The 21,451-nt window shown below is 65.3% G+C and carries 18 protein-coding genes; 8 read left to right on the forward strand and 10 right to left on the reverse strand.

Annotated elements, in window-relative coordinates:
* Positions 1 to 262 precede the first annotated feature (262 nt).
* Positions 263 to 931 carry a LysE family translocator gene (locus CDV46_RS11800; protein ID WP_087691232.1) on the reverse strand — a complete coding sequence of 223 codons (669 nt, stop codon included), beginning with the start codon at positions 929 to 931 and terminating at the stop codon, positions 263 to 265.
* A 137-nt stretch (positions 932 to 1,068) separates the two neighbouring features.
* Between CDV46_RS11800 and CDV46_RS11805 the strand changes: the two genes are divergently transcribed.
* On the forward strand, positions 1,069 to 1,974 hold the full coding sequence (locus tag CDV46_RS11805) for a LysR substrate-binding domain-containing protein (protein WP_087722628.1): 906 nt from the start codon (positions 1,069 to 1,071) through the stop codon (positions 1,972 to 1,974).
* A gap of 32 nt (positions 1,975 to 2,006) precedes the next feature.
* Here the strand turns inward: CDV46_RS11805 and CDV46_RS11810 are convergent, their stop codons facing one another.
* From CDV46_RS11810 to CDV46_RS11835, 6 genes are all read right to left on the reverse strand, one after another.
* A complete protein-coding gene (locus CDV46_RS11810; protein ID WP_087691230.1) occupies positions 2,007 to 3,527 on the reverse strand; it encodes an MATE family efflux transporter in 1,521 nt (506 codons plus the stop codon).
* A 7-nt stretch (positions 3,528 to 3,534) separates the two neighbouring features.
* Positions 3,535 to 4,578, reverse strand: a complete 1,044-nt coding sequence (locus CDV46_RS11815) for an alpha/beta hydrolase (RefSeq protein WP_140413349.1) — start codon at positions 4,576 to 4,578, stop codon at positions 3,535 to 3,537.
* A gap of 242 nt (positions 4,579 to 4,820) precedes the next feature.
* Complete coding sequence (locus CDV46_RS11820; protein WP_087722630.1) at positions 4,821 to 6,101, reverse strand: MFS transporter; 1,281 nt, start codon at positions 6,099 to 6,101, stop codon at positions 4,821 to 4,823.
* Positions 6,098 to 7,309 carry an amidohydrolase family protein gene (locus CDV46_RS11825; protein WP_441339330.1) on the reverse strand — a complete coding sequence of 404 codons (1,212 nt, stop codon included), beginning with the start codon at positions 7,307 to 7,309 and terminating at the stop codon, positions 6,098 to 6,100. The genes CDV46_RS11820 and CDV46_RS11825 overlap by 4 nt, the downstream gene beginning before the upstream one ends.
* Before the next feature lie 12 nt (positions 7,310 to 7,321).
* On the reverse strand, positions 7,322 to 8,797 hold the full coding sequence (locus CDV46_RS11830) for a sodium:solute symporter family protein (protein WP_058375984.1): 1,476 nt from the start codon (positions 8,795 to 8,797) through the stop codon (positions 7,322 to 7,324).
* The gene (locus tag CDV46_RS11835) at positions 8,794 to 9,048 is read right to left on the reverse strand and encodes a DUF3311 domain-containing protein (RefSeq protein ID WP_087722634.1); all 255 of its coding nucleotides are present in this window, start codon (positions 9,046 to 9,048) and stop codon (positions 8,794 to 8,796) included. The genes CDV46_RS11830 and CDV46_RS11835 overlap by 4 nt, the downstream gene beginning before the upstream one ends.
* Before the next feature lie 326 nt (positions 9,049 to 9,374).
* Between CDV46_RS11835 and CDV46_RS11840 the strand changes: the two genes are divergently transcribed.
* The 4 genes from CDV46_RS11840 (at position 9,375) to CDV46_RS11855 (ending at position 15,577) form a co-directional block, all read left to right on the forward strand.
* Entirely contained in the window at positions 9,375 to 10,130 is a 756-nt protein-coding gene (locus CDV46_RS11840) for a GntR family transcriptional regulator (protein ID WP_254916022.1), read from the forward strand.
* Between the two features lie 131 nt (positions 10,131 to 10,261).
* Entirely contained in the window at positions 10,262 to 11,563 is a 1,302-nt protein-coding gene (locus tag CDV46_RS11845) for a UDP-N-acetylglucosamine 1-carboxyvinyltransferase (protein WP_087691224.1), read from the forward strand.
* A 448-nt stretch (positions 11,564 to 12,011) separates the two neighbouring features.
* Positions 12,012 to 12,836 carry a response regulator transcription factor gene (locus tag CDV46_RS11850; RefSeq protein ID WP_441339331.1) on the forward strand — a complete coding sequence of 275 codons (825 nt, stop codon included), beginning with the start codon at positions 12,012 to 12,014 and terminating at the stop codon, positions 12,834 to 12,836.
* A complete protein-coding gene (locus CDV46_RS11855; RefSeq protein WP_087722640.1) occupies positions 12,833 to 15,577 on the forward strand; it encodes an ATP-binding protein in 2,745 nt (914 codons plus the stop codon). Before CDV46_RS11850 ends, CDV46_RS11855 begins: the two co-directional genes overlap by 4 nt.
* A gap of 109 nt (positions 15,578 to 15,686) precedes the next feature.
* Here CDV46_RS11855 and CDV46_RS11860 read toward each other — a convergent pair whose 3' ends face one another.
* The 3 genes from CDV46_RS11860 to CDV46_RS11870 form a co-directional block, all read right to left on the reverse strand.
* Complete coding sequence (locus CDV46_RS11860; protein WP_087691222.1) at positions 15,687 to 17,030, reverse strand: MFS transporter; 1,344 nt, start codon at positions 17,028 to 17,030, stop codon at positions 15,687 to 15,689.
* Between the two features lie 60 nt (positions 17,031 to 17,090).
* Entirely contained in the window at positions 17,091 to 17,744 is a 654-nt protein-coding gene (locus tag CDV46_RS11865) for a DUF4286 family protein (protein ID WP_087691221.1), read from the reverse strand.
* A 262-nt stretch (positions 17,745 to 18,006) separates the two neighbouring features.
* Positions 18,007 to 18,960: a LysR family transcriptional regulator gene (locus CDV46_RS11870; RefSeq protein WP_087691220.1), complete on the reverse strand. Its 954-nt coding sequence runs from the start codon at positions 18,958 to 18,960 to the stop codon at positions 18,007 to 18,009.
* A 378-nt stretch (positions 18,961 to 19,338) separates the two neighbouring features.
* On the opposite strand from CDV46_RS11870, the gene CDV46_RS11875 reads away from it, so the two are divergent.
* The 3 genes from CDV46_RS11875 (at position 19,339) to CDV46_RS11885 (ending at position 21,439) form a co-directional block, all read left to right on the forward strand.
* Positions 19,339 to 19,551, forward strand: a complete 213-nt coding sequence (locus CDV46_RS11875) for a hypothetical protein (protein ID WP_087691219.1) — start codon at positions 19,339 to 19,341, stop codon at positions 19,549 to 19,551.
* A gap of 106 nt (positions 19,552 to 19,657) precedes the next feature.
* Complete coding sequence (locus CDV46_RS11880) at positions 19,658 to 20,005, forward strand: hypothetical protein (protein ID WP_087691218.1); 348 nt, start codon at positions 19,658 to 19,660, stop codon at positions 20,003 to 20,005.
* Positions 20,006 to 20,137: 132 nt separating this feature from the next.
* Positions 20,138 to 21,439 carry an O-antigen ligase family protein gene (locus tag CDV46_RS11885; protein ID WP_087722642.1) on the forward strand — a complete coding sequence of 434 codons (1,302 nt, stop codon included), beginning with the start codon at positions 20,138 to 20,140 and terminating at the stop codon, positions 21,437 to 21,439.
* The last annotated feature ends 12 nt before the right edge of the window (positions 21,440 to 21,451 follow it).

Consider the following 21,451-nt stretch of genomic DNA (forward strand, 5'->3'; position numbering starts at 1 on the left):
CCAAAGCCGCACCGGCAAAACCTTCGAAGCGGGCACTCACATTACCCCAATCGTCCGCGCCGTCGCCGATTCAGCGGGGTCACTAATTTGTGACCATTTGTGACTTATACGAAAAACGGGGCGATTTTTACGTTTTATGTACAGTTTTCGTCGCTTCTTTGGCCCTTCTTTGCCACTTTCTTCGCCCCGCGCCGGTGTTTCCGATGCGATATTCCCGCGCCGCGCCCGGATGTCGCGCGATGTCACGATTTTCCGGCGTCCATCACCGATTGGCGAACGCGAGCAATCCCCCCAGCGCCATCAACGCGCCACCGATCGTACGGCGAACCGCGTGCTGACGGCGCACCATGGCCGCACGCATCCACCCCGCCGAGAAGCCCAGCGCCACCAGACTGAACCAAGCCCAGTGCGCGAGCGACATGAACGCCCCGTAGGCGAGTCCCACTTTCCAGCCCGTGCCGGCGTGCACCACCTGCGTGAACGTGCTGACGACGAACAGCGTCGTCTTCGGATTCAACGTGTTGGTGAAAAAACCGGTCCGGAAGGCGCGCCAGTGAGAATGCCCTTCCTCTGGCGAGTGTGCGGTTGATATCGACGAGTCCCCTTGCGCTGTCTCGCCTTGCTTGCTTTCTTGCGTGGCATCCGCCACCGGCGAGCGATCTCGCAGGGTGCGCCAGCCGATATAGATCAGATAGCCCGCTCCGACCCATTTGACGGCCGAGAACAGCCACGGCAGCCGCGTCATCAGTAGCCCGACGCCGACCAGTGTGTAGAAGACATGCACCTGCACGCCTGCTGCGATACCGAGTGCCGCCCATAACCCGGCACGGCGGCCGTGCTGCCAGCTCGCGCGCGTGACCATGGCGAAATCGGCACCCGGGCTGATCACGGCCAGCACGGTGATTGTCATGACGGCCAATAACTCTTGCATGATGAGAACTCACGTATCCGGGCCGGAGACCGCCCCCACGGCGATGCCATCAAAGCCCAGCAAGTGAAATTTTGCAGAACATGAGGCGCTATGAAAAACGATCCTTTCTCACGCCGATACGTGATAATTTCTCACGCATGGACCGTCCCCTGCCCCTTCATGCACTGCAAGTCTTCGATGTCGCCGCCACCGAGTTGAGCTTTGCCCGGGCGGCGCAACGGCTGTTCGTGACGCACGGCGCGGTCAGCCGCCAGATACGCACGCTCGAAGATGCGCTCGGTCTGCCGCTGTTCGAACGCCGCAACCGCGCCGTCTTTCTCACGCCTGCGGGTGAGCGTCTGCACGCCACGACGCGGCAGATGTTCGAACAACTGGCACAGACGGTGGCGAACCTGCGACCGGTCGCGGCCTCGCGCACGTTGGTGGTCTCGTGTGAACCGACGCTGGCCATGCGCTGGCTGATTCCGCGTCTGGGCGCTTTTGCGCAAGCGCACCCCGACATCGCGCTGCATCTGCATTCGGCCGGCGGACTGATCGATCTGGCGAGCGCGGGCGTGGACGTCGCGATCCGGCGCAACGATTTCTTCTGGGGACATTCGCTGGTGGCCGAGCCGCTCGCCGACGAGTGGATCGGCCCGGTCGGTCTGCCAGCCGCCTTCGAGGCAGAACACCCGGCACCGTTACACACGCGGACCCGGCCGCAGGCATGGCACGACTGGCAGCGGGCGATGAAAGGCGAAGGCCATGCACCGGCATCGGGGCGCTACGGCGCGCGGGCATCCGGTAGTCCGATACCGGCCTTCGAGCACTTTTATTTGAGTTTGCAGGCAGCAGGCGCGGGCTTGGGCGCGGCCATCGGTTCGGTGTACATGGTGAGCGACGAACTGCGCGCCGGACGCCTCATCGCACCGCACGGCTTCGTACGCGATGGCTCGGCCTACGTGGCGCTCGCGCGCGAATCGTTCGATGCGAATCCCGCGACGCAAGCGTTGTTGACGTGGTTGCGAAGCGCGATGGCCGAGTCCGCAGCATTGTGGATCTAAGCCGTGTGAATCGAAGCAGCGTAGTCCGAAGCTCACTCGCGAGGGTCGCGTTCGCTTTCACCGTGACTGGCGGGTTTCGTCAGCCCGCTGCCACCGCCACTTCCGCCACCGACCGGCGGCACCGGCACAGGTGACGGCCCGGCGGCGGCACTCGCGGCGTCAGCCGATTGCGCCACCGCTGGCGGCGCGGCGCGCGGCAACATCCGCACGCCACGCCAGTTGCCCCACTTGTAGTAGATGAGCGCCATCACCAGCGACACCCCAAACCCCAGCGGGAAACTCCACCAGATCGCCTCCGCGCCCCACGACTTCTGCAACTGCCACGCAAACGGCAGCCGGATCACCCATTGCGAGACGAACAGGATCACCAGCGGCGCGGTGACCGCCCCTGTCGCACGCACCACCCCGAACAACACGATCGTCACGCCGAACAGCACGAACGACCACGCCACCACGGCGTTGATGTGCTGTGCCACCGAAATCGCGTAACCGTCGTCCGGCAGAAACGCGTTCATGAACTGGCGGTTGAACAGCAGGATGGCCACCACCAGCGTGCCTGTCATGACGAAATTCAACCCGACGCCGACGCGTCCGATGCGCGAGACCCGGTCCCACAACCCCGCGCCGACGTTCTGCGCCGTCATCGACGACACACCGGCACCGATGGCCAGCGCCGGCATCTGCACATACGTCCACAACTGCGACGCCACGCCGTACGCCGCCGTCGTCTGCGAACCGTAGCCGTTGACGAAACCCATCATCACCATCGCCGACGACGAGATCACCACCATTTGCAGGCCCATCGGCAGGCCCTTCACGACGATCAGCCGCAGCAGCCCCGGGTCGATCCGCAAATACCGCCAGTCCTTGCGCGGCAGCCACAGCGGATCGCGCCGGCGGTAGAGCGTATAGAGCAGCGCCGCGAGACTCACCGTCTGTGCGATAAGCGTGGCCCCGGCGGACCCCGCGATGCCTAACGGCGGCACCGGCCCCCAGCCGAAGATCAGCAATGGGTTAAGCACCACATCCAGCCCGGCCGAGAGCAGCATGAAGCGGAACGGCGTGCGCGCGTCGCCCGCGCCGCGCAACGCCATCATCACGAAGTTGTAGAAGTACATCACCGGCAGCGCGACGAAGATGATGCGCAGATAGGCGACGGCAAACGCGCGAGCGTCGCTCGGTGTGCCCAACGCGTTCAACAATTCCGGCGTGAAGATGTAGCCGAAGACCGCCACCGCCGTGGACATCAGCACGAAGAACGTCGCACTCGTGCCGACGATGCGCTGCGTGAGCACGTGATTCTTCGCACCGATCGACTGGCCGATGAGAATGGTGTTGGCCATGCTAATGCCGAACACGACACCGAGCAGGAAGAACAGCAGGATGTTGGCGTTCGACGCTGCCGTAAGCGCCGACTCGCCCAGATAGTGCCCGATCCACATCGCGTTGATCGACGCGTTGAGCGACTGGAGCACGTTGCTGCCCAGCACGGGCAGAGAGAACCAGAAGAGGGTTTTGCCGATCGGTCCGCGGGTGAGGTCTTGTTCGGCCATGGGTGTCTTACTTCGTGTCGAGCTTCACGCCCGCCGCCGGTGTGGGCACCGCGCATCGGTGCGCGCGCAGGTTGTCGAGAAAGCGCTCGATCAGCGGCAGGACCTTCGCCTCGATATCGGGATGCCCGTAGCCGAAGCCCGCAAAGTTGTAGTGCGTGGCACCGTCGACCACGGCAAGCCAGTGGCAGCCCGGCGGCAGATCGGCATAAGGCGTGGTGCGCTCCTGCCACTTGCCGTCGAGCGGCGCGTCGCGCGTGCCCGTGACCAGCAGCATGGGCTTGCGGATGTCATGCCATGCCCCGGCCGGAAAGATCGGGCCGGGCCCTTGCGGCGAGAGCACCACGTAGCCATCGAAACGGTCGTCGCTGTCCAGCCCGAGCTTGTTCTTTGCGCCGGCCTCGAACATCACTGTCGCCGCCCCAGCCGCATGGCCGAAGAAGACGGTGGGGCCGGTACGGCATTGCGAGCGTCCCCAGCGCAGTGCCGCCCCTGTGTCTTCGAGACGGTCGTCATACACTTCGGGATCCGTAGGAAGCGCCAGCGAACCGTCGCGCATGCCACCGCTTCGCACGCGATCGCGTAACGCGTCGCGGCCGTTGTCTTCCTTATGCGCCATGGTGATGGCGAGCCAGCCGTATTGCGAGAGTGCGCGGCCAAGCCACGCCAGCGCGTCACGGTCGTCGCCCGCGCCGGGGCTCAGCACGGCGAGTCCGTTGCACGCCACGCTAGGACGAAACACATGCAACATGACGTTCGCGCCGTCGCTGCGCAACACGCGCTGATCGGTGCCCGTGGCGGCAGACGAAGGCGTAGCGGTAGCGGAACTTGCGGCGGAAGCTGAAGAAGATGAAGAAGCGGAAGAGGCGGCGGAAGGAGACGAAGCCGCAGAAGGCGCCGAGGCCGCTTTCGGGAAAAGCTTGCCGACGATTGAGGTATCGGCGGCCGTGGCAGTCGAGGGAAACAGAACGGCGGTGCTCGCGGCGCAGGTGGCGAACAATGCGAGCGCGCCGAGCATCGTCCCGAGCGGTCGTCCCACTGTCCAGCGCGCCATTCCGAGCATCCGTTCTCCCCTGATTTCTGGAAGTGCAAAGTCAGGACACCGGTCTCGCGCCGAAGTCCCGCTGCGGCATCACACGATGGGTCATCTTAGCGTGAATTGCCGCGGGGCTCGCATGATTTTTGCGTGTCCGAAGCGTGTCTCGCGTGCGCAACGCGTGCGAAGCCTGACGCTTGCGGGTCGCATGACTTCGTGTGCCGCCCCGTGCGGCAACGGGACGCACAGGATGACCGGAATCACGGTAGGGAGAATCGCCGGCCGAGCGCCGACGCATAACCTTCCGGATCGAAGCGCCAGGTCAGCGCAATCAGGGCAAGGTTCACGCCGACGAGGGCAACCCACGCCGGGGTGAAACCACCGGTCAGCGCACGCACCGCGCCAGCGGCGAACGGGGCCAGTGCCGCGATGCAGAAGCCCACGCCTTGCATGAACGCCGCGAGCGCGGCCGCATGGCGGGGGTGCGCATGATGATCCAGCGCGAGGACAAGGCCGAGCGAGAACGTGCCGCCCAGTCCGAAACCGATTGCACCGATCCAGAGCCACGGCGCCGCCTCGGGGGCGAACACCAGACCGACCAGCCCGGCGAGCGTCGCCACGAGCGCCAGCGTGAGCCATCGGCGACGGTCGACATTGCGCCGCGCCAGCCACGGCAAGGCCAGCGCCGCAACGACCTGACAGGCCGTCAGCCCGGCGAGCAGCGCACCGCTTTGCGTCGCACTCATGCCCGCCTGCTGATAAAACGGCGGCAGCCACGCGACCATCGTCGTGTAGGTACAGTTGATCAGACCGAAATAGACCGCCAGTGTCCACGCACGGCGATTGCGCAGCAGATCGAGCATGGAAGGCTCACGCGTCGCGGCGCTCGTCGCAGGCTTCGCGTTTGTGCGCTTCTTGCCATATTCGCCATGTTTGCCCAACAACTCGGCGTGGCGCGCCGCCAGCGCCTCCGAAACTTCGACCCCTGTCACCGCAGGAACGCCGAGCGGTGCGCGCCACCACGCGAGCGCGGCGGCACCGACCACGGCGAGCCACATCCCCAGCCCGACGCGCCAGTCGTCGGCCAGCGACGACGCCCACGGACTCGCCGCAGCGCCCAGCCCGCCGCCGCCCATGAGCGCCGCCGAATAAATGCCCATCATCGCAGTCATGCGCGCGGCGCTGTAGTTCGCTTTCACGACACCGGGGAGCAATGCCTGAATGATGGCGATGCCGATGCCCGACGCAAGCGCCGTCGCCAGCATGAGCACCGTGTCGTCGGCGACGAATCGCACGCCACACGCCAGCGCGAGCGCCGCCAGTCCGAGTAGTACGCCGCGCCGTTCGCCCAGCCGCCGCGTCAGGCTGCTGGCGGCGAAGGCACCCGCGCCCATGGCGAGCACGGGCAATGACGTGAGCAGCGCCGCCACCGGAAAGCTCATCCCGGTGGCTTCGCGAATCTGCGGCAGCAGCGGACTGATGGACGTGAGTGTCGGGCGCAGCGTCAGGCCGACCGCGACAATCGCAAGCCAAAGCGTCATACCGCCATGCCCTCACGCACGACAACGCGTCCGTTCGCCACCACCCAGCGACGCGGCGCACGCGTGACGATGGCCTGTGCGGCGTTCAAGGCATCCACCAGCACCAGATCGGCGCGTGCGCCCACCTGCAAGCCGTAGTCCTGAAAGCCGCACACCTGCGCGCCCTGATGCGTCACGCAGTCGAGCGCAATGTCGAGCTCGTCGTCGCGGCGCAGGTTGTAGCGCAGGCCGATCATCATGGCGCGCTCCAGCATGTCTGGCGAGCCATAGGGTGTCCACGTATCGCGAATGCCGTCGTTACCGCCCGCGAGCGGCACACCGGCACGGCGGCAAGCCATCAGCGGCGGCACCACGCGCGACGGCGGCGCGGTCGTGATGAGCGACACACCGGCGTCGGCCAGGCGAGCGAGCAGCGCCTCGGCACGCGCGGCGTCCAGTTCCCCCAGACAAAACGCGTGCGAGACGACGACCTTGCCTTGCATGCCGAGTGCAGCAATGCGCTCCAGCATCAGTTCGAACGAGAACACGCCCATCTCGCCCGGCTCGTGCAAATGAATGTCGACGGGGCAGCCATGCTTGTCGGCCAGCGCAAACATCGCATCGAGCGACTTCGCCGGGTCGCGGTCGATGGCGCACGGGTCGAGCCAGCCCAGCACGTCGGCACCGCGCGCGAGCGATTCGTCGAGCAGGGCAACGGTGCCTTCGCGATCGAGCACGCCCGATTGCGGAAACGCCACGATCTGCATGTCGAGCGTGTCGGCCAGCGTCTCGCGGGTAGCAAGCACGCCGTCGAGATGGCGCAGCCCGGCGTCGGTATCGATGTCGACGTGGGTGCGCAGTCGCGTCGTGCCGGCCGCCAGAAACGCACGGCCGAGCGCGAGCGAGGCGGCACCGGCATCATGCCCGCTGCTCGCACGCCACGCCCGTTCGTTGTCGATGCGATCGATCAGGCGCGAACCGCATTCGTTCACGTACCACGGCATGCCCCACGCGGTCTTGTCCAGATGCGTGTGCGCTTCCACCAGACCGGGCATCAGCAGCGCGCCCTGCGCATCGATCGCCTCGATACCGCCGGCCGCAGCGGGTGCATCAGGCAACGACGCCCCGATGGCGGCAATCGTCGCCCGGCCGTCGGCCGTGCGTTCGATGCGCACGGCGACGGGCGACCCGTCGAGTGCGCGGGCATTGCGAATTTCCAGAGTTTCCAGTGCGGTCATGAATCAAGTTCCCTGCGCCAGTCCCGGCGCCACATTGCGAGCCCGCGTCAACACGCTGACGATCACGAACGTTACCGCGTTCACGGCCAGTGCGACGAGCCCCATGTTGATCGATGCCACCGTGTCCGGTGCGCCCGGCAGCAACGTATGCAAATTGACGTCGAGCGTCACGGCCAGCGCCAGCACCACGGCGCCCGCCCCAATCCCGGCAAACGCGCCGTACTTGTTGCCGAACGGACGCGGCAACAAACTGGCCACGAACGACGGGAACAACTGCGTGAGCAAGCTCGATGCAAACAGCGCCAGCGCGACGAACGTCGCACCACCGCGCAACACGAAGAACACCGCAACCAGCCCGAAGACCGGCAGCACGCGCTTGGCGAGCTTGGCCACGAAGGCATCGCTGGCGTGCGGTGCAAAGCCGTCGCGATAGACGTTCTTGGCGAGCAGCGTCGACGCGTTGAGCAGAATCATCGAACCCGGCACCAGCGCGGTCAACACCCCGACGCCACCGATCACGCCGACGAACCACGGCGAGAACGTCTGCTTCACGATGCGCAGCAACGCCAGATCCGAATCGGCACCGGTGAGCCCCGGCACTTGCAGAATCGCCGCAAAGCCCACGAAGAACATGAACGCGATGACCATTTGATACAGCGGCATCAGGATGGTGTTTTTCCGCACGGCCGTCTCGCTCTTCGCCGCGTACACCGACGTGAAGACGTACGGATACAGGTAATAGCCCAGCGAGGTCAGCAGAATCGTCGAGTTGTACCAGGACAGCGTGAGACCGCTCGTCGGCATTTGCAGGAAGCCCGGACGCGCCGCTTCGATACGGTCGAACATTTCGCCAAACCCGCCGAAGTAGTGCAACGGCAGATAGATGCCGAGGAACACGGCGATCACGAGAATCAGGATGTCCTTGTAAATCGCGATGCTCGCCGACCCGTGGATGCCCGACACCGTGATGTAGAGCACCATCGCGATGGCACCGCACCAGATCGCAACCGTCGGCGTAATCGTGCCGTACGACGCTTCGGACACGATGATGCCGAGCCCGCGCAACTGAATGATCAGCAACGCGCTCATGCCCAGCACGGCGACCAGCGACACCACCACGCCCAGCGCCCGCGAGCGGTACGCCGTGGCGAAGAAGTCCGAGAACGACACGCAGTTGTGACGTGTGGCGTGACGCCATGCCGCCGGCAGCATCCAGTAGCCGAGCAGATAAGCGAGCGCCCCGTAAGCGAGGATGTAGAACGCGGGCGGCCCCTTGCTGTAGGCCCAACCGCTCGCGCCCAGAAACGTGAAAGTCGAGAAGGCCTCGCCGGCCATCAACAGGAATACCAGCAGCGTGCCGAAGCCACGCCCGCCCACGGCCCATTGCTCAAGGCTCATCTTGCGGCCGCGGCGTGCGCGCAGGCCGATAAACAAGGCAAAGGCGAGAAACGCCGCAATCACGGTGAGTGCGGCATTCATGACGCGGCTCCCGGGGCCTTCTGGCCCTTGGCGGCGGACGCCGCGCTGGCACGGTCGGCCGCAGCGGCCTCGCGTGAACCGTCAAAGCGGAACATCACCACCATGACAACCGAGGTGAGCAGCAACCAGACGATGTTCCATGTCATCAGGAACGGCAGACCGGCGAGCCGGGTGCCCACATGTTCGGCGAGCCAGCCGCCGCTGTAGAAGGCCGCGATAGGCAACGCGGCCAGGCAATGTACGAGTTTCATGACGTCTCCAGACCCAAACAAATCCAAGGGGGATGGCCGCTGTCGTGCGGCTCGATGGTTTTAGCCATAAAATGGTTAACCATTTTTGTTGACCATTATCGGCAGTGCGATGCCAAAATGCAAGGTCGCGGGGGCGGCAAGGGTCAAACCGAGGGTTTTCCGCAGACGAACAAGCGAATGGAGGCGACGGGTACAATGCGCCCCACAGACACGTCTGCCGGGGCTTTGCTGGCGCACGGGTGTAAAGAATTTGCTGGCAATTCGCCGTTGAGTCCGCCGCCGGGTCTACGGCCGGGTTCGCATTTCGATTCATGAGGAGGGTTGGTTTGAGCCGCACCGCAGAGGCCCACGAGGCACCGGCAGAAGATTCCCTCGGCGCCGGGAGCGCGGGACAGCAAATCGAGGCACGGGTGTATGCCGCCATTTCGCAGGCCTTGCTCTCGGGCAAGCTGCGCCCGGGCATGCCGCTGCGCGAGCGCAACCTCGCGCAGGCGTTCGACTGCACGCGCGGGGCGGTGCGCAAGGTGCTCGCCCGGCTGGGCTTCGAAGGCAAGCTGGTGCTCGAACCCAATCGCGGCGCCTTTGTGCCGCAACCCTCGCTTGACGACATCCGCCAGACCTACCGCGCCCGGCGCGTGCTGGAAACCGGCGTGATCACGAGTGTTTGCGGTCAATTGAGCACGGTGCAACTCGCGCAGCTCGACGCGCACGTGGCTGAGGAGGCCGATTCGCATGCGCAGGGCACGCACGAGCGCTCGATCCGGCTCGCTGGCGAATTCCATCTGAAGTTGATCGACACGGCCAACAGCGCCGAGCTCGAAGCCTTCGCCCGTCAACTGGTCGCGAAAACCGAGCTCTACAAGGCGTTGTTCGACCCGGCGGAGTTCATCCATTGCGCGCCCACCGAGCACGCGCAGTTGGTGGCCCGGCTGCGGGCAGGCGAAACGCAGGCGGCGGTGGCATTGGCGACAGCCCATCTGGACGAGCTGGAAGCGCGCGTACTCACGCGGGCGGCGGCCGCCGAGACCCCCGACTTCCACGCGATCTTTGCCGAGGCATTCGCCAACGCGGCGGTGCGCTGAGCGGCGACGCACGGGTCACGTCGCACACCCGGCGCAATCGGGGTATATTTCGCCTCAACCCGATCCCCCGATCCACCGATTCACGGATTCACGGACCACCCCGCTTGACGCAAGAAGCCCGAAGGAAGCCCATGTCCCATCTGGTAGTCCACGGCGGCCAGCCCCTGCGCGGCCGCATCACCCCCTCCGCCAACAAGAATGCCGTCCTGCCGGTGCTGTGCGCCACGCTGCTCACCGACAAGCCGGTGCGCCTCATCGGCGTGCCCGAGATCACCGACGTTCGCAAGATCCTCGACATCTTTCGCCAGCTCGGCAGCGATGTCAGCGTCGACTTCGACGCCGGTACGCTCGACGTGCATCACCTGAATACGAAGTTCGACCCGCGCACCGACCATCTGCCCGAAGAGATGCGCTCGTCGATCATGCTGGTGCCGCCGCTGCTCGCGCGTTTTGGCGTCGCGCGCATCGAAGACAACATCAAGGGCTGCACGCTGGGTGTGCGCGAAATCGATCCGCACATTGAAGTGCTGCGCCACTTCGGCGGACGCGTCGAGCGCACCGAAGGCTCGCTGCTCATCCACGCCGACAGCGCCCGCCCGGCGATTCACCACTGGCTCGACTACGCGTCGGTTACCACTACGGAAAACTTCGTGCTGTGCGCCGCCTCGGCCAACGGACGCTCGCAGTTGAACAACGCGGCGTCGGAGCCGCACGTGCAGGAGTTCTGCCGCTTCATGCAGATGCTGGGCGTGCCGATCGAAGGCGTGGGTACCTCGCAACTGGCCATCGAAGGCGTGTCGAGTTTCGGCGGCGGTGAATTCCGCTTCTCGGAAGACTTCCACGAAATCACCACGTTCCTCGCGCTCGGTGCGATTACCGGCGGCGAGATCACCGTCAAGAACACCGCCCCGGAGCAGTTCCCGCTGATCGACCGCACGTTCGCCAAATTCGGCGTGAAGGTGGAGCATCGCGACGGCTGGTCCACCGCCACGGCGCAGGGCCCGCTCAAGGTGCAGACGCCGTTCACGAAGAACATTCTGACGAAGGTGGAAGCCGCACCGTGGCCCTATTTCCCGGTCGACCTGTTGCCGATCTTCATTGCGCTGGGCGTGAAGGCCGAAGGCAGCGCCATGTTCTGGAACAAGGTCTACGACGGTGCCATGGGCTGGTCGACGGAATTGTCGAAGTTCGGCGCGCACGTGTTTCAGTCCGACCCGCATCGCCTGATCACGTTCGGCGGCATTCCGCTCTCGCCGGCGGTGGTCGAGAGTCCGTACATCATTCGGGTGGCGATTGCGCTGCTGATGGTGGCGTCGAGTATCGACGGCCAATCGACGATCAAGAATGCGTTGCCGATCAAACGCGCGCATCCGCGCTTTGTCGAGAACCTGTGCTCGGTCGGCGCCAACGTCGTGTGGACCGAACCGGAATAAGGTTTCGTCAGGGTATCGGCAGGCTTGCAAAACCGGTGTCCGGTCCCCCCCGGGGGGGCCGGGCTCGCACAGAGCAGCGCGCCAACGGCAAACGACCCCCCGATCGCCTGCACGCCGGTCATCGCTGCGGCGAACCCGACGGCTGACCTTACCTGAGTCGCTATTGCCAGACGGCACGACACCTTTGCCCGACAGCATGTGACGTTTGCCTGACGGAAAAATATTTGGCGTGCATGGCAAAACGCGCCACATCCCCCCGGTACGCCGGATCGAATGTGAAAGAATGACGGCCATCATGAGCGATCGCCCCCTGCCCTTGCCGCCGTCCGGCACAGTTCATTCCACGGCTGCTGCACGCCGTGCCGGCACTCCATGGTCCGCCTCCGCCCATGCCCGCCAGTTGTCCGGCGCGCGCGTGCTCGTGGTCGACGACAATCAGGAAGACCGCATGCTGCTGATGGATTTCCTCAGCCAGCAAGGCTGCCGGGTCTACATCGCGCAGGACGGCCGCGATGGCTACACCAAGGCGCGCACCGTGCAGCCCGATCTCATCCTGATGGATATCCGCATGCCGGTCTGCGACGGGCTCGGGGCTTGCCGCCTGCTCAAGGCCGACCCCGGCACGCGCCACATTCCCCTGATTTTCCTCACCGCCGCCGCCTTGCCGGGCGAGCGCGTCGCCGGCCTTACGGCGGGCGCGGTCGACTATGTGACCAAGCCCTACGACTTCGAAGAAGTGCGCCTGCGCCTGTCGATTCACCTCAAGGCCAATGCGCCCGCGCCGGCCGCCACGACCACTGCGGCCATGCCCGCCGCACCCGTGGCGGCGATCGCCCACGAAGCACCGTTGCCGGTGCAGGCCCACACGCTCGATGCCGTGCTCTATCGCGCCACGCGCGCGCTGCTGCTGGGTCAGCTCGACGTCACGCCGGAACTGGCGGGACTGGCCAACGCCGTCGGCACCAACACCCGGCGGCTGAATCTGGCGTTTCGCCGTTGCGTGGGCGTGACCGTCTTCGACTTTCTGCGCGAAGAGCGCATGAAGGAAGCGCGCCGCCTGCTGACGGAGACCTCGCTCGACGTGCAGGACATCGCCAGTGCCGTCGGCTTTGCCAGCGCAGCCAACTTCGCGACCGCGTTTCGCGAGCGCTTCGGCATGCCGCCCAGCGGCTTTCGCGAGCGCGGCGCACACACCGTGCCCGATACGCCCGATAGCCAAGACACACGCACCGGTGATGCCGCCCCCGGGGACGCGCCGGGATCGTCGCAATGACCGCTGCGCCTGCGGGAAGTCCGGCGCAAGGATGGCGGCGGGCAGTGTGGGCCATTGTCATACTGCTCGGTTGGCTGACGCTCGCCCACGGTGCGTTCGCCACCACGCCGGTCTCGACATCGACATCGGAAGCGGCAACGGCATCGCCATCACCATCAGCCATCGATATCGCCGACGCGCCGTCGCCGCTCAAGCTCGACAAGGAACTGCGCCTGCTGGTGGACCCCTCGGCCAAGCTCGACGCGGCGCAAGCGCTCGCCGCCCCCGGCTGGCGCGACGTCACGCCCAAGATGCTCAACCCCGGCTACAGCGAGTCGGCGTTCTGGATTCGCGGGGTCATCGATAATCCCAGCACCCAGCCGGTCACCCGCTGGCTCAGCATCGGCATCGTGCGGCTCGAAGACGTGCGCTTTTACGCGATGCCCACCGGCACCACGCAACCCACGATCACATGGCTTGCAGGGCACACCGTGCCGCTCGCCCGGCATCCGATTCGCTCCGAGACATCCGTCTTCCCGATCTCGCTGGCCCCCGGCGAAAGCCTGACGTTCGCCGTTCGCGTGCAGACCCGCTCGTCGGTCAGCATCGTGCCGCAACTGTGGGTGCCGGACGACTTCCGGCGAATCGAATCGCGCAACGCCATGGTGGCGATGCTGCTGGCCGGCTCGATGCTGACCATTGCGCTGTACACGCTCGTACTCGGCATCGCGCGGCGCGACATCGTGTTCACCCTGCTCGCGCTCACCACGCTCACGCAGGTGGCGCAGGACATGGCGTTCCAAGGCTTCATCTACCGCTACATCCTGCCGCAGGGGGGCGAATTCATCGTCCGCGCGCCGAGTCTGTTCTCGACGCTCACGGCGGGCGTCTTCAGCGCCATGGTCGTCATCTTCTCGGGCCTCAACCGGGTGCGGCTCTGGCGGTGGGTCTATCGCGCCATGATCGCGATCATGGCGTGCATGACCGTCTGGGTGGCGTTCGGCGATCACCGCGCGGCGGCCTTCACGCATCTGCAATTGCTCAGCGTCTTCAACGTCGTCTGGGTGGTGTCGATGCTCGACGGCTGGCGGCGGGGCCTCAATAACGCGCGGCTGTGCCTGCTGTCGTTCTCGCCGGGCTGCGTGGTGTTGTTCTGGCGATTGGCCATCATCAGGGGCCTGTTGCCGGAAGACTGGCTGGCCAACACGGCGATGGCGTGGAGCACCAACTTGTCGGTGCTGATCATGCTGTCGGTCATCGTGGCCGGCCGTTCGCGTGAGTTGGAACGCAAGCAGCGCGCTGCCCGGCAGGAAGTGCTGGAGACCCGTCGCGAAGAACAGGCGCGACTCGCCAACGCCGTCGATTCGCGCACGCGTGAGCTACAAGCCGCGCTGATCGCCGCCGACGAAGCCAGCAGCGCCAAGAGCGACTTCCTTGCGCGCATCAGCCACGATCTGCGCACGCCGCTCACGTCGATCATCGGCTTTGCCGATCTCGTTCAGGCCGGCGGGCGCGAAGACGCCGACCGGGGCCGCATCATCCGTCGCAGCGCGCATCACATGCTCGCGATGATCAACGACCTGATCGAATACGCCGGCGGTGGCGCGGCCGACGCGCTGCACGTCGCTCCTGTCTACACCCACGCCTTCATCGACGGCGTCGCGCAGGAGGGCATGAGCCTCGCGCGCAAGCACGGCAATGCGTTCCTGCTCGACATTCGCGCCACGTTGCCGCCGTTGCTCACCCTCGATGCCAAACGGGTGCGGCAGGTGCTGGGCAACCTGCTCGACAACGCCGCGAAGTACACCGCCGACGGCACCATCACTCTCGCGCTCTCCGCATCGCCCGACATTACGCGACGTGACTTGGTCCACGTGTGTTTCGGCGTCGAAGACTCCGGTTGCGGTATCGCGAAGGAAGACCTGTCGCGTGTGTTCGAACCGTTCGCGCGACTCGACCGTGCGCGGCGGCTGCCCGGTGTCGGGCTGGGTCTGGCCATCGTGCGGCAATGGGTCGAGCGCATGAAAGGCACGATCTCCATCGACAGCACCCCCAACGTGGGCACACGCGTGGCGTTCACGCTGCCGCTACAGATCGCGCACGAAGGCGATCTTGTGGCGCAGTCGCTCGCAGGCGCGATGCATGCACTCCCCTCGCTCGACGGCACCGGCCATCACATCTGGCTCGCAGAAGATTCCCCTGAAATCCGCCAGTTCCTGCATGACGAACTGGCCAGTCTGGGCTTCACCGTGAGCACGTTCGGCGACGGCGTCGCGCTGATTGCCGCGCTGGGCAATCCGCTTGAGACGGCCCCCGATCTGGTGCTGACGGATCACATGATGCCGAACGCCGACGGGCTGAGCGTCGCGCGCGCGGTGCGACGTTACTGGCCCGGCATGCCGGTGTTGGCCATTTCGGCGTCGCCGCAGGTGGTGGCGTCGGACGGGGGCTATACCGCCTGCCTGCTCAAGCCGATCGAACTCGCCGACCTGCGCAACACGCTCGCACGTTTGCTCGACCTGCAACGCGATGACGTCCGGGCCCCGGCGCATGACGAGGCCAATGCCGTCATCGTGCGTCCGCCGCCCGAACACCTGCAACAAGCCCGTCAGCTGATCGCGCTCGGCGCCATCACCGATCTGATGGACTGGGCCTGCGGGTTGAGCGAACAGGCACCGCAGTTCGACGGCTTCGCGCGTCAGGTGCATCAACTGGCCCAGCGCGGCGATCTGGCCAGTCTCGAAGCGTTGTGCGAAGCGTGATGCGCAACGGCGCCAGACGGTAGACGGCAGACATCGCGACAAATAAAAAACGGCACGCCGGGTAGCGTGCCGTTTTCGTTTCTTGCCGATCGCGACGTGTCGCGAACCTTCAGTCCTTGAGCGGCTTGTGCGCGGTCTCGCGCGCAGCAAACAGCGCAATCGCCGTAATCGCGAGCGCCGCCGTCACGTAGAGCGACACCGACACCGTCGTCCCGAACTCCTTGTACAGACTCACGATGATCAGCGGCGCGAAGCCCCCGCCGAGAATGCCCGCGAGCGTGTAAGCCAGCGACGACCCGGCGTAACGCACGCGCGTCGGGAATTGCTCGGTGACAAACGCCGCCTGCGGCCCGTACATGATCGCGTGAATCACCAGCCCGATCACCACCGACAACACGATCAGCGCGGGGCTCGCCGTATCGAGCAGCACGAAGAACCCATACGCCCAGATCACCGCACACAACACACCGAAGCCATACACCGGACGACGGCCGAGTTTGTCGGAAAGCGCGCCGAACAGCGGCACCGTCAGCGCGTTGAAGGCCGTACCGATCAGCACCGCAGTGAGCGCGAGCGGGCGCGACAGGTGCAGCGTGCCGGTCACGTACGTCAGCGTGAAGACGACCATCAGCGCATAGAGCACATCCGAACCGATGCGCGAACCACCGGCGACCAGCAGATTGCGCCAGTGCGAGCGGAACACGTCGGCAATCGGCATTTCCGCCTGACGATCCGAGTGCGCCATCGCTTCGAACATCGGCGTTTCTTCCACCCCGCGACGCACCCACAGGCCGAAGGCCACCAGCACCAGGCTCAGCAGGAACGGCACGCGCCAGCCCCACGAGAGGAAGTCTTCCGGCGAGATCGCCAGCGTGATGAGTGCAATCAACCCCGTGGCCAGCAATGTGCCGAACGACGGTCCGACCTGCGTCCATGACGCGTTCAGACCGCGCTTGCGCTGATCGCCATGTTCCACCGACAGCAGCACCGCACCGGCCCATTCACCGCCGAGCGCCACGCCCTGCACGAAGCGCAGCGCCACCAGAAGCACCGGACTCCAGATGCCGATCGACGCATACGTCGGCAGCAACCCCATCAGGCCCGTTGTCAGCCCCATCACCACGAGTGTGAGCACGAGTACGGCGCGGCGGCCGATCTTGTCGCCGAGGTTGCCGAAGACCATGCCGCCCAGCGGGCGCGACACATAACCGACCGCATACGTCGACAACGCGAGAATCGTGCCTGCGAGCGGATCGACCGACGGGAAGAACAGGTGGTTGAAGACCAGCGCGGCGAGCGTGTTGTAGACCGTGAAGTCATACCATTCGAGCGTGGTGCCGACCATGCTGGCCGTGGCGAGACGGCCTTTTTTCGACCGTTGCTTGCGCGCCTCGGCAGCGGCGGTGTCAGCGTCGTTGCCACGGGTGTCGCGAGCGTCCGTGTAAGTTGTCATGTGTGTCTCCGGGAGGGGGCGGATCGGGGCGTGAGATCGCGTGAGGTGGCGCGGGGAGAATCAGTCGTCACCGGCACCGAGGCGCCAGAGCATCGCGAAACGGGTGACATCGGCAGCAGGCACGCCGTACGTGGCGGCGAGCGCCTCGGCAGCGGCACGCACGGCTTCAGCGTCGCTACCTTCGATGAGCACGACCGCATCGGCGGGCGGCAGCGGCGCGTCTTTGGCGGTGAGCGAGACCGACAGACGCGGCACCGTGACTTGCAGCGTGGCGCGCACGATGCCGTCGGCTTGTGCCAGTTCAGTCAGTTGCGACGCGAGACGGGCGTGCGACTTGGCGACGGTGGCCTCGTCGAGCACAAAGGCGGCAAGTTGACCGCCCTGCCCTTCACCGGCTTCCACGTCGAGTGTGCCGACGCGGCGCTGCGTGCCCTGCATGCGGGCGAAGTTGCGCAGCGACCATTCCGTCTGGTGGTTGAAGGCTTGCGCGTAGGGCTCGCTGGTGAACACACCGGCGTCCTGCGTGCAGTACAGCGCGAGATACGGGCGCGGCGTGTCGTGCAGCGCCTTGAAGCGGCGTGCAAAGCGGAAACCCGGAATCGCCACGCGCTCCTGCATGTGCTCCCGGTCGTACCAGCGGTTGAAGTCCGCTTCGAAAGCCGGGTCGATATTCGTCCAGATGCAGAGTTGGGCGCGCGGGGCAGTGGCAGTCATGAGGCAATTTCCATCGGTTTCGACAATCGGGGGCCGGCCGGCGCATCGCATCGCTGCATGCGCATGGCTCGACCGTTGTTCCGAGTGTGCAAAACCGGGGAAAAGGCGTCCAACAAGAAATCAAATTTGCCGTAACAGCAAATTCTTATGACCCTCGGATGACCTGCCCATTAGTCAGCCATTAGTCACCCATTAGTCAAGCATGGGCCGCCGATGGCCGCGCGCAGGCGCGCCGGACAAAGCCGGGCGGCCGCCGGGGTCATCAGGACTCCGCGTCGCCCCAGGCCGGGGCCGTCATGGCGGCGGCGGGCGGAATGGCGATATCCGGCCCCATGTTGAGCGCGAACTCGCTCGCGGTGCGTTGCGCAAGGCGGGCGACGTTCTCGGCGAGCAGTGCGCCGGTGCGAAATGAGCCGACCAGCGGCAGATTGGGGAAATTGGCGTTCACGCGCAGCAGATGCAGGCTGTGCTCGCCCAGTTCGCGCTGAATGATGGCGGGCGGCAGCATCGCAACGCCGAAGCCGTCGACCACCAGCCGGATGATCGCCGCCACCGAGGTCATGCAGTGCACCCGCACCGGCCGCTCGGCTGCGACGGAGAACATCCGCTCCAGCGTCTTGTGCGGCCCCGAATTGCGCGAGAAGCTCACCAGCGAATAGGCCGCGAGGTCGGCCACATCGAGCGTCTCGCCTTTCAGGTTGAGCTTGGGGCTGGCGACCCAGCGCATCGGAAACTCGGCCAGCGGCAGGTTATCGATGCCGGTGCCGTGCTGCATGTCGGTCTGCAACACCAGATCGAGCGAACCCGCTTCGAGTTGCTTGCACAGGTTGATGGTCGTCTCGCTGGTGACCTCGATCTCGAGTTGCGGATACTCCCGGTGAATCCGGGCCGCCAGATCGGGGAACCAGCTGTGCACGATCGACTCCACAACGCCGATCTTGAGCACGCCCGGCGGCATGTCGGGGTCGGAGAGCTCGCGCTTCATCTCCTGACCCAGCATGACGATGCGCTCGGCATACGCCAGCGCCTTCTGGCCGGCGGCCGTCAGCGTGACCTCGCGCGCGCTGCGATCGAACAAGCGCACGCCGAAACTCTGTTCTAGCGACGCGATCCGGCTCGAGACGCCCGCCTGCGTGGTGTGCAGCCGTTCGGCGGTCAGGCGGAAATTGCGCAGCTTGGCGAGCCAGACGAAGGTTTCGAGAAAGCGAAGGTTCATGCAGCGTGGCGAAGACGGGTGTCCGGGAGCGAAATCATGGAGGGCGCCACAGGAAGGCGCCGCAATTTGCGACGTCGACCCGCGTATCTGCCCATTTTAGTGGAACACAAATACCACACGCCGCCTCGGTGCCGCGTAATCCCGCTCAGGGCGCTCAAGCCGCTCAAGCCGGGCAACCGTCGCTTGTTACGTCCCGCGTTCCGGCGATGTTTCGTTTCCGTAACGTTTTAGCAAGGTTACGACGGGGGCGGTTGCCCTTCCTACCGCGTCACGCCTTACAAATCAAATAGTTAAGATTTTCGAGACGCATGGCATGAGATTTGCTGAATTCAGGTAACGGCCCGTCGAGGCCGGAGGGCCGATTCCCTGGAGACTGTCATGTCATCAGCCCATTTTCGCCGTCCGCATCCGACCGTGGAACTCGCGCGTTGCGTGTTCCGCCAGCACTACATTCGCATCATGCAGGCCGATCGGCCCGGCAATTACGCCGTGCTGGTGGATGTCTGGCCGATGGACGGCCGAACGTTCGCCAGTATCGATCAGGCCAAGCTCGCGGCGATGCTGTTCATCCGCGACATGGAAAACGACTGACTGACCGACCAGGTGACCGGGCGACCGGGTCCACCTGAGTCAACTTGAGTCCACGTAAGGAAGCCCGCGCCGGAACGTCCGGTGCGGCCAACGAGACGAGACCGACATGAAACACCACCACACACGCCAGGCCGCCGTCCACAGCCACGCCCTCTCCGCCGTGCCGAAAATGGCAGCGCGCCAGGAAGTCGTGCTCGACCCGGCGATCGATCCCTTTGCCCGTATCGCCGTCGAAGCCTACGCCGAAGCCTGCGCGCAGGAGCAGCCCTGGCTCGCGGAGGCGCTGCAACGCCAATATCAGCTGGCGGGCGGTACGCCATCGAGCGCCGCCGCCATGTGGCGCGTGTTTCACGCAGCGCAACGGCAGGCCCGCGAGGGCGATTCCTACGACGAAGCCGCATGGACCCACGTCGCGCTGCACCTGTGCGGCGTGCTTGGGGCAATGAACCTCTGAGTCAAGACGGGGCAGGCCTCGGCGAGACGGCTTGTTGCGCCTTCACAAACCGGGGCACGTAAAGGCCGGTTCCCACCGCCATTTCTGGCATACTTCGTGCAGTTTTATTTGACGAAGTCTGCCAGGTATCCAATGAGCAAGGCCCATGCGCCGACCCGCAATCCCGGTCGGCATCTGTTTGCCACGATTGTCGGCATCCTCATTCTGCTGTTCCCGGCTGCCGCGCTGGTCGTTCCGCGTGGCGGGAATACCGTGGTGTTCCTCATCGTCGCCTGTGGCGCAGCCGCGCTTTTCGCGATGCGCAAGTGCCCCAGGGGGCGCCCCGACATCCCGGCAGGCCCATACTTCAATGTCTTCGTCGCCTCGCTGTGTCTGCCGATCATCGCGATCGTTTTCGTCGAATTGCTGCACCGCGACGTGGTCGCCAATACGCTCGATTCCCCGGCTCGCTTTCTGCTCGCCGTGCTGGTCTTTCTCGGGCTGCGCCATATTGCATCGATTATTCCCCGGTGGATCGATCTGACCTTCGGACTGGGCGCCATCTCGGCGGCCTTCATGGCGCTGTATTCGACGGCTGAAACGCTCGCCCCTCGTGCGGAAAGCACGTTTCTCAACCCCATTCACTTTGGCGATATCGCGCTGCTGCTCGGCGTGCTCTCGGTCGTGTCGATTCATTGGCTTGCCCGTGACCGGTTCTGGCTTGTCATCTTCAAGCTGATCGGGGGGGCCGCCGGATGCTACGCATCGTGGGCGAGTCAGTCACGCGGGGGCTGGGTAGCATTACCCGTTTTGCTTGTCATTTGGCTGCTTTGCCGACCGCATTCGGCTAACCTGAAGCGCCGGGCCGTCATTGCAGGGGTGGCCGTCGTGCTAGTGGCCAGCAGCTTCCTCTCGAGCACCGTCAGAGACCGATTCAACAACATTCACTCGGATCTTGCGAGTCTGAGCGCCGGCCAGGCCGATACGTCCATCGGCATCCGGCTCGAATTGTGGAAGACGGCCGTGAAGCTCATCCGCGAGAATCCGTGGACGGGGCTCGGGGCACACGGATACCGGAACGCGATGCCCGCAATGGCAGCGGCAGGCGATCTCACCCCGATGGCGGCCGATTACGGCAAGGGCGAGGTTCACAACCAGATCCTCGCGTACTTCGCCGATTACGGGCTGCTCGGGCTGCTGGCGATCCTCGGCGTGTATCTTGGCCCGGCCTACTTCTTCATTCGCGTCGGCGCCTTGCAACCACGCAGACGCGAGCAACGGGCTGCGCTCATGGGGTTGATGACTGCCGTGTCGTTTGCCGTGTTCGGCCTGACGGTCGAGACCTTCAACCTGAAGGTCACTGTGGCTTTCTACGCCACGATGCTGGCGCTTTTGGCCGCGCTTGCCTATCCTGACAGCCCACGCGACACCGCTGTTGCGGCCGAACGTTCCTAACCCGAGGCCGTA

The organism is Pandoraea sp. PE-S2T-3, assembly GCF_002179965.1.
GTDB lineage: Bacteria > Pseudomonadota > Gammaproteobacteria > Burkholderiales > Burkholderiaceae > Pandoraea.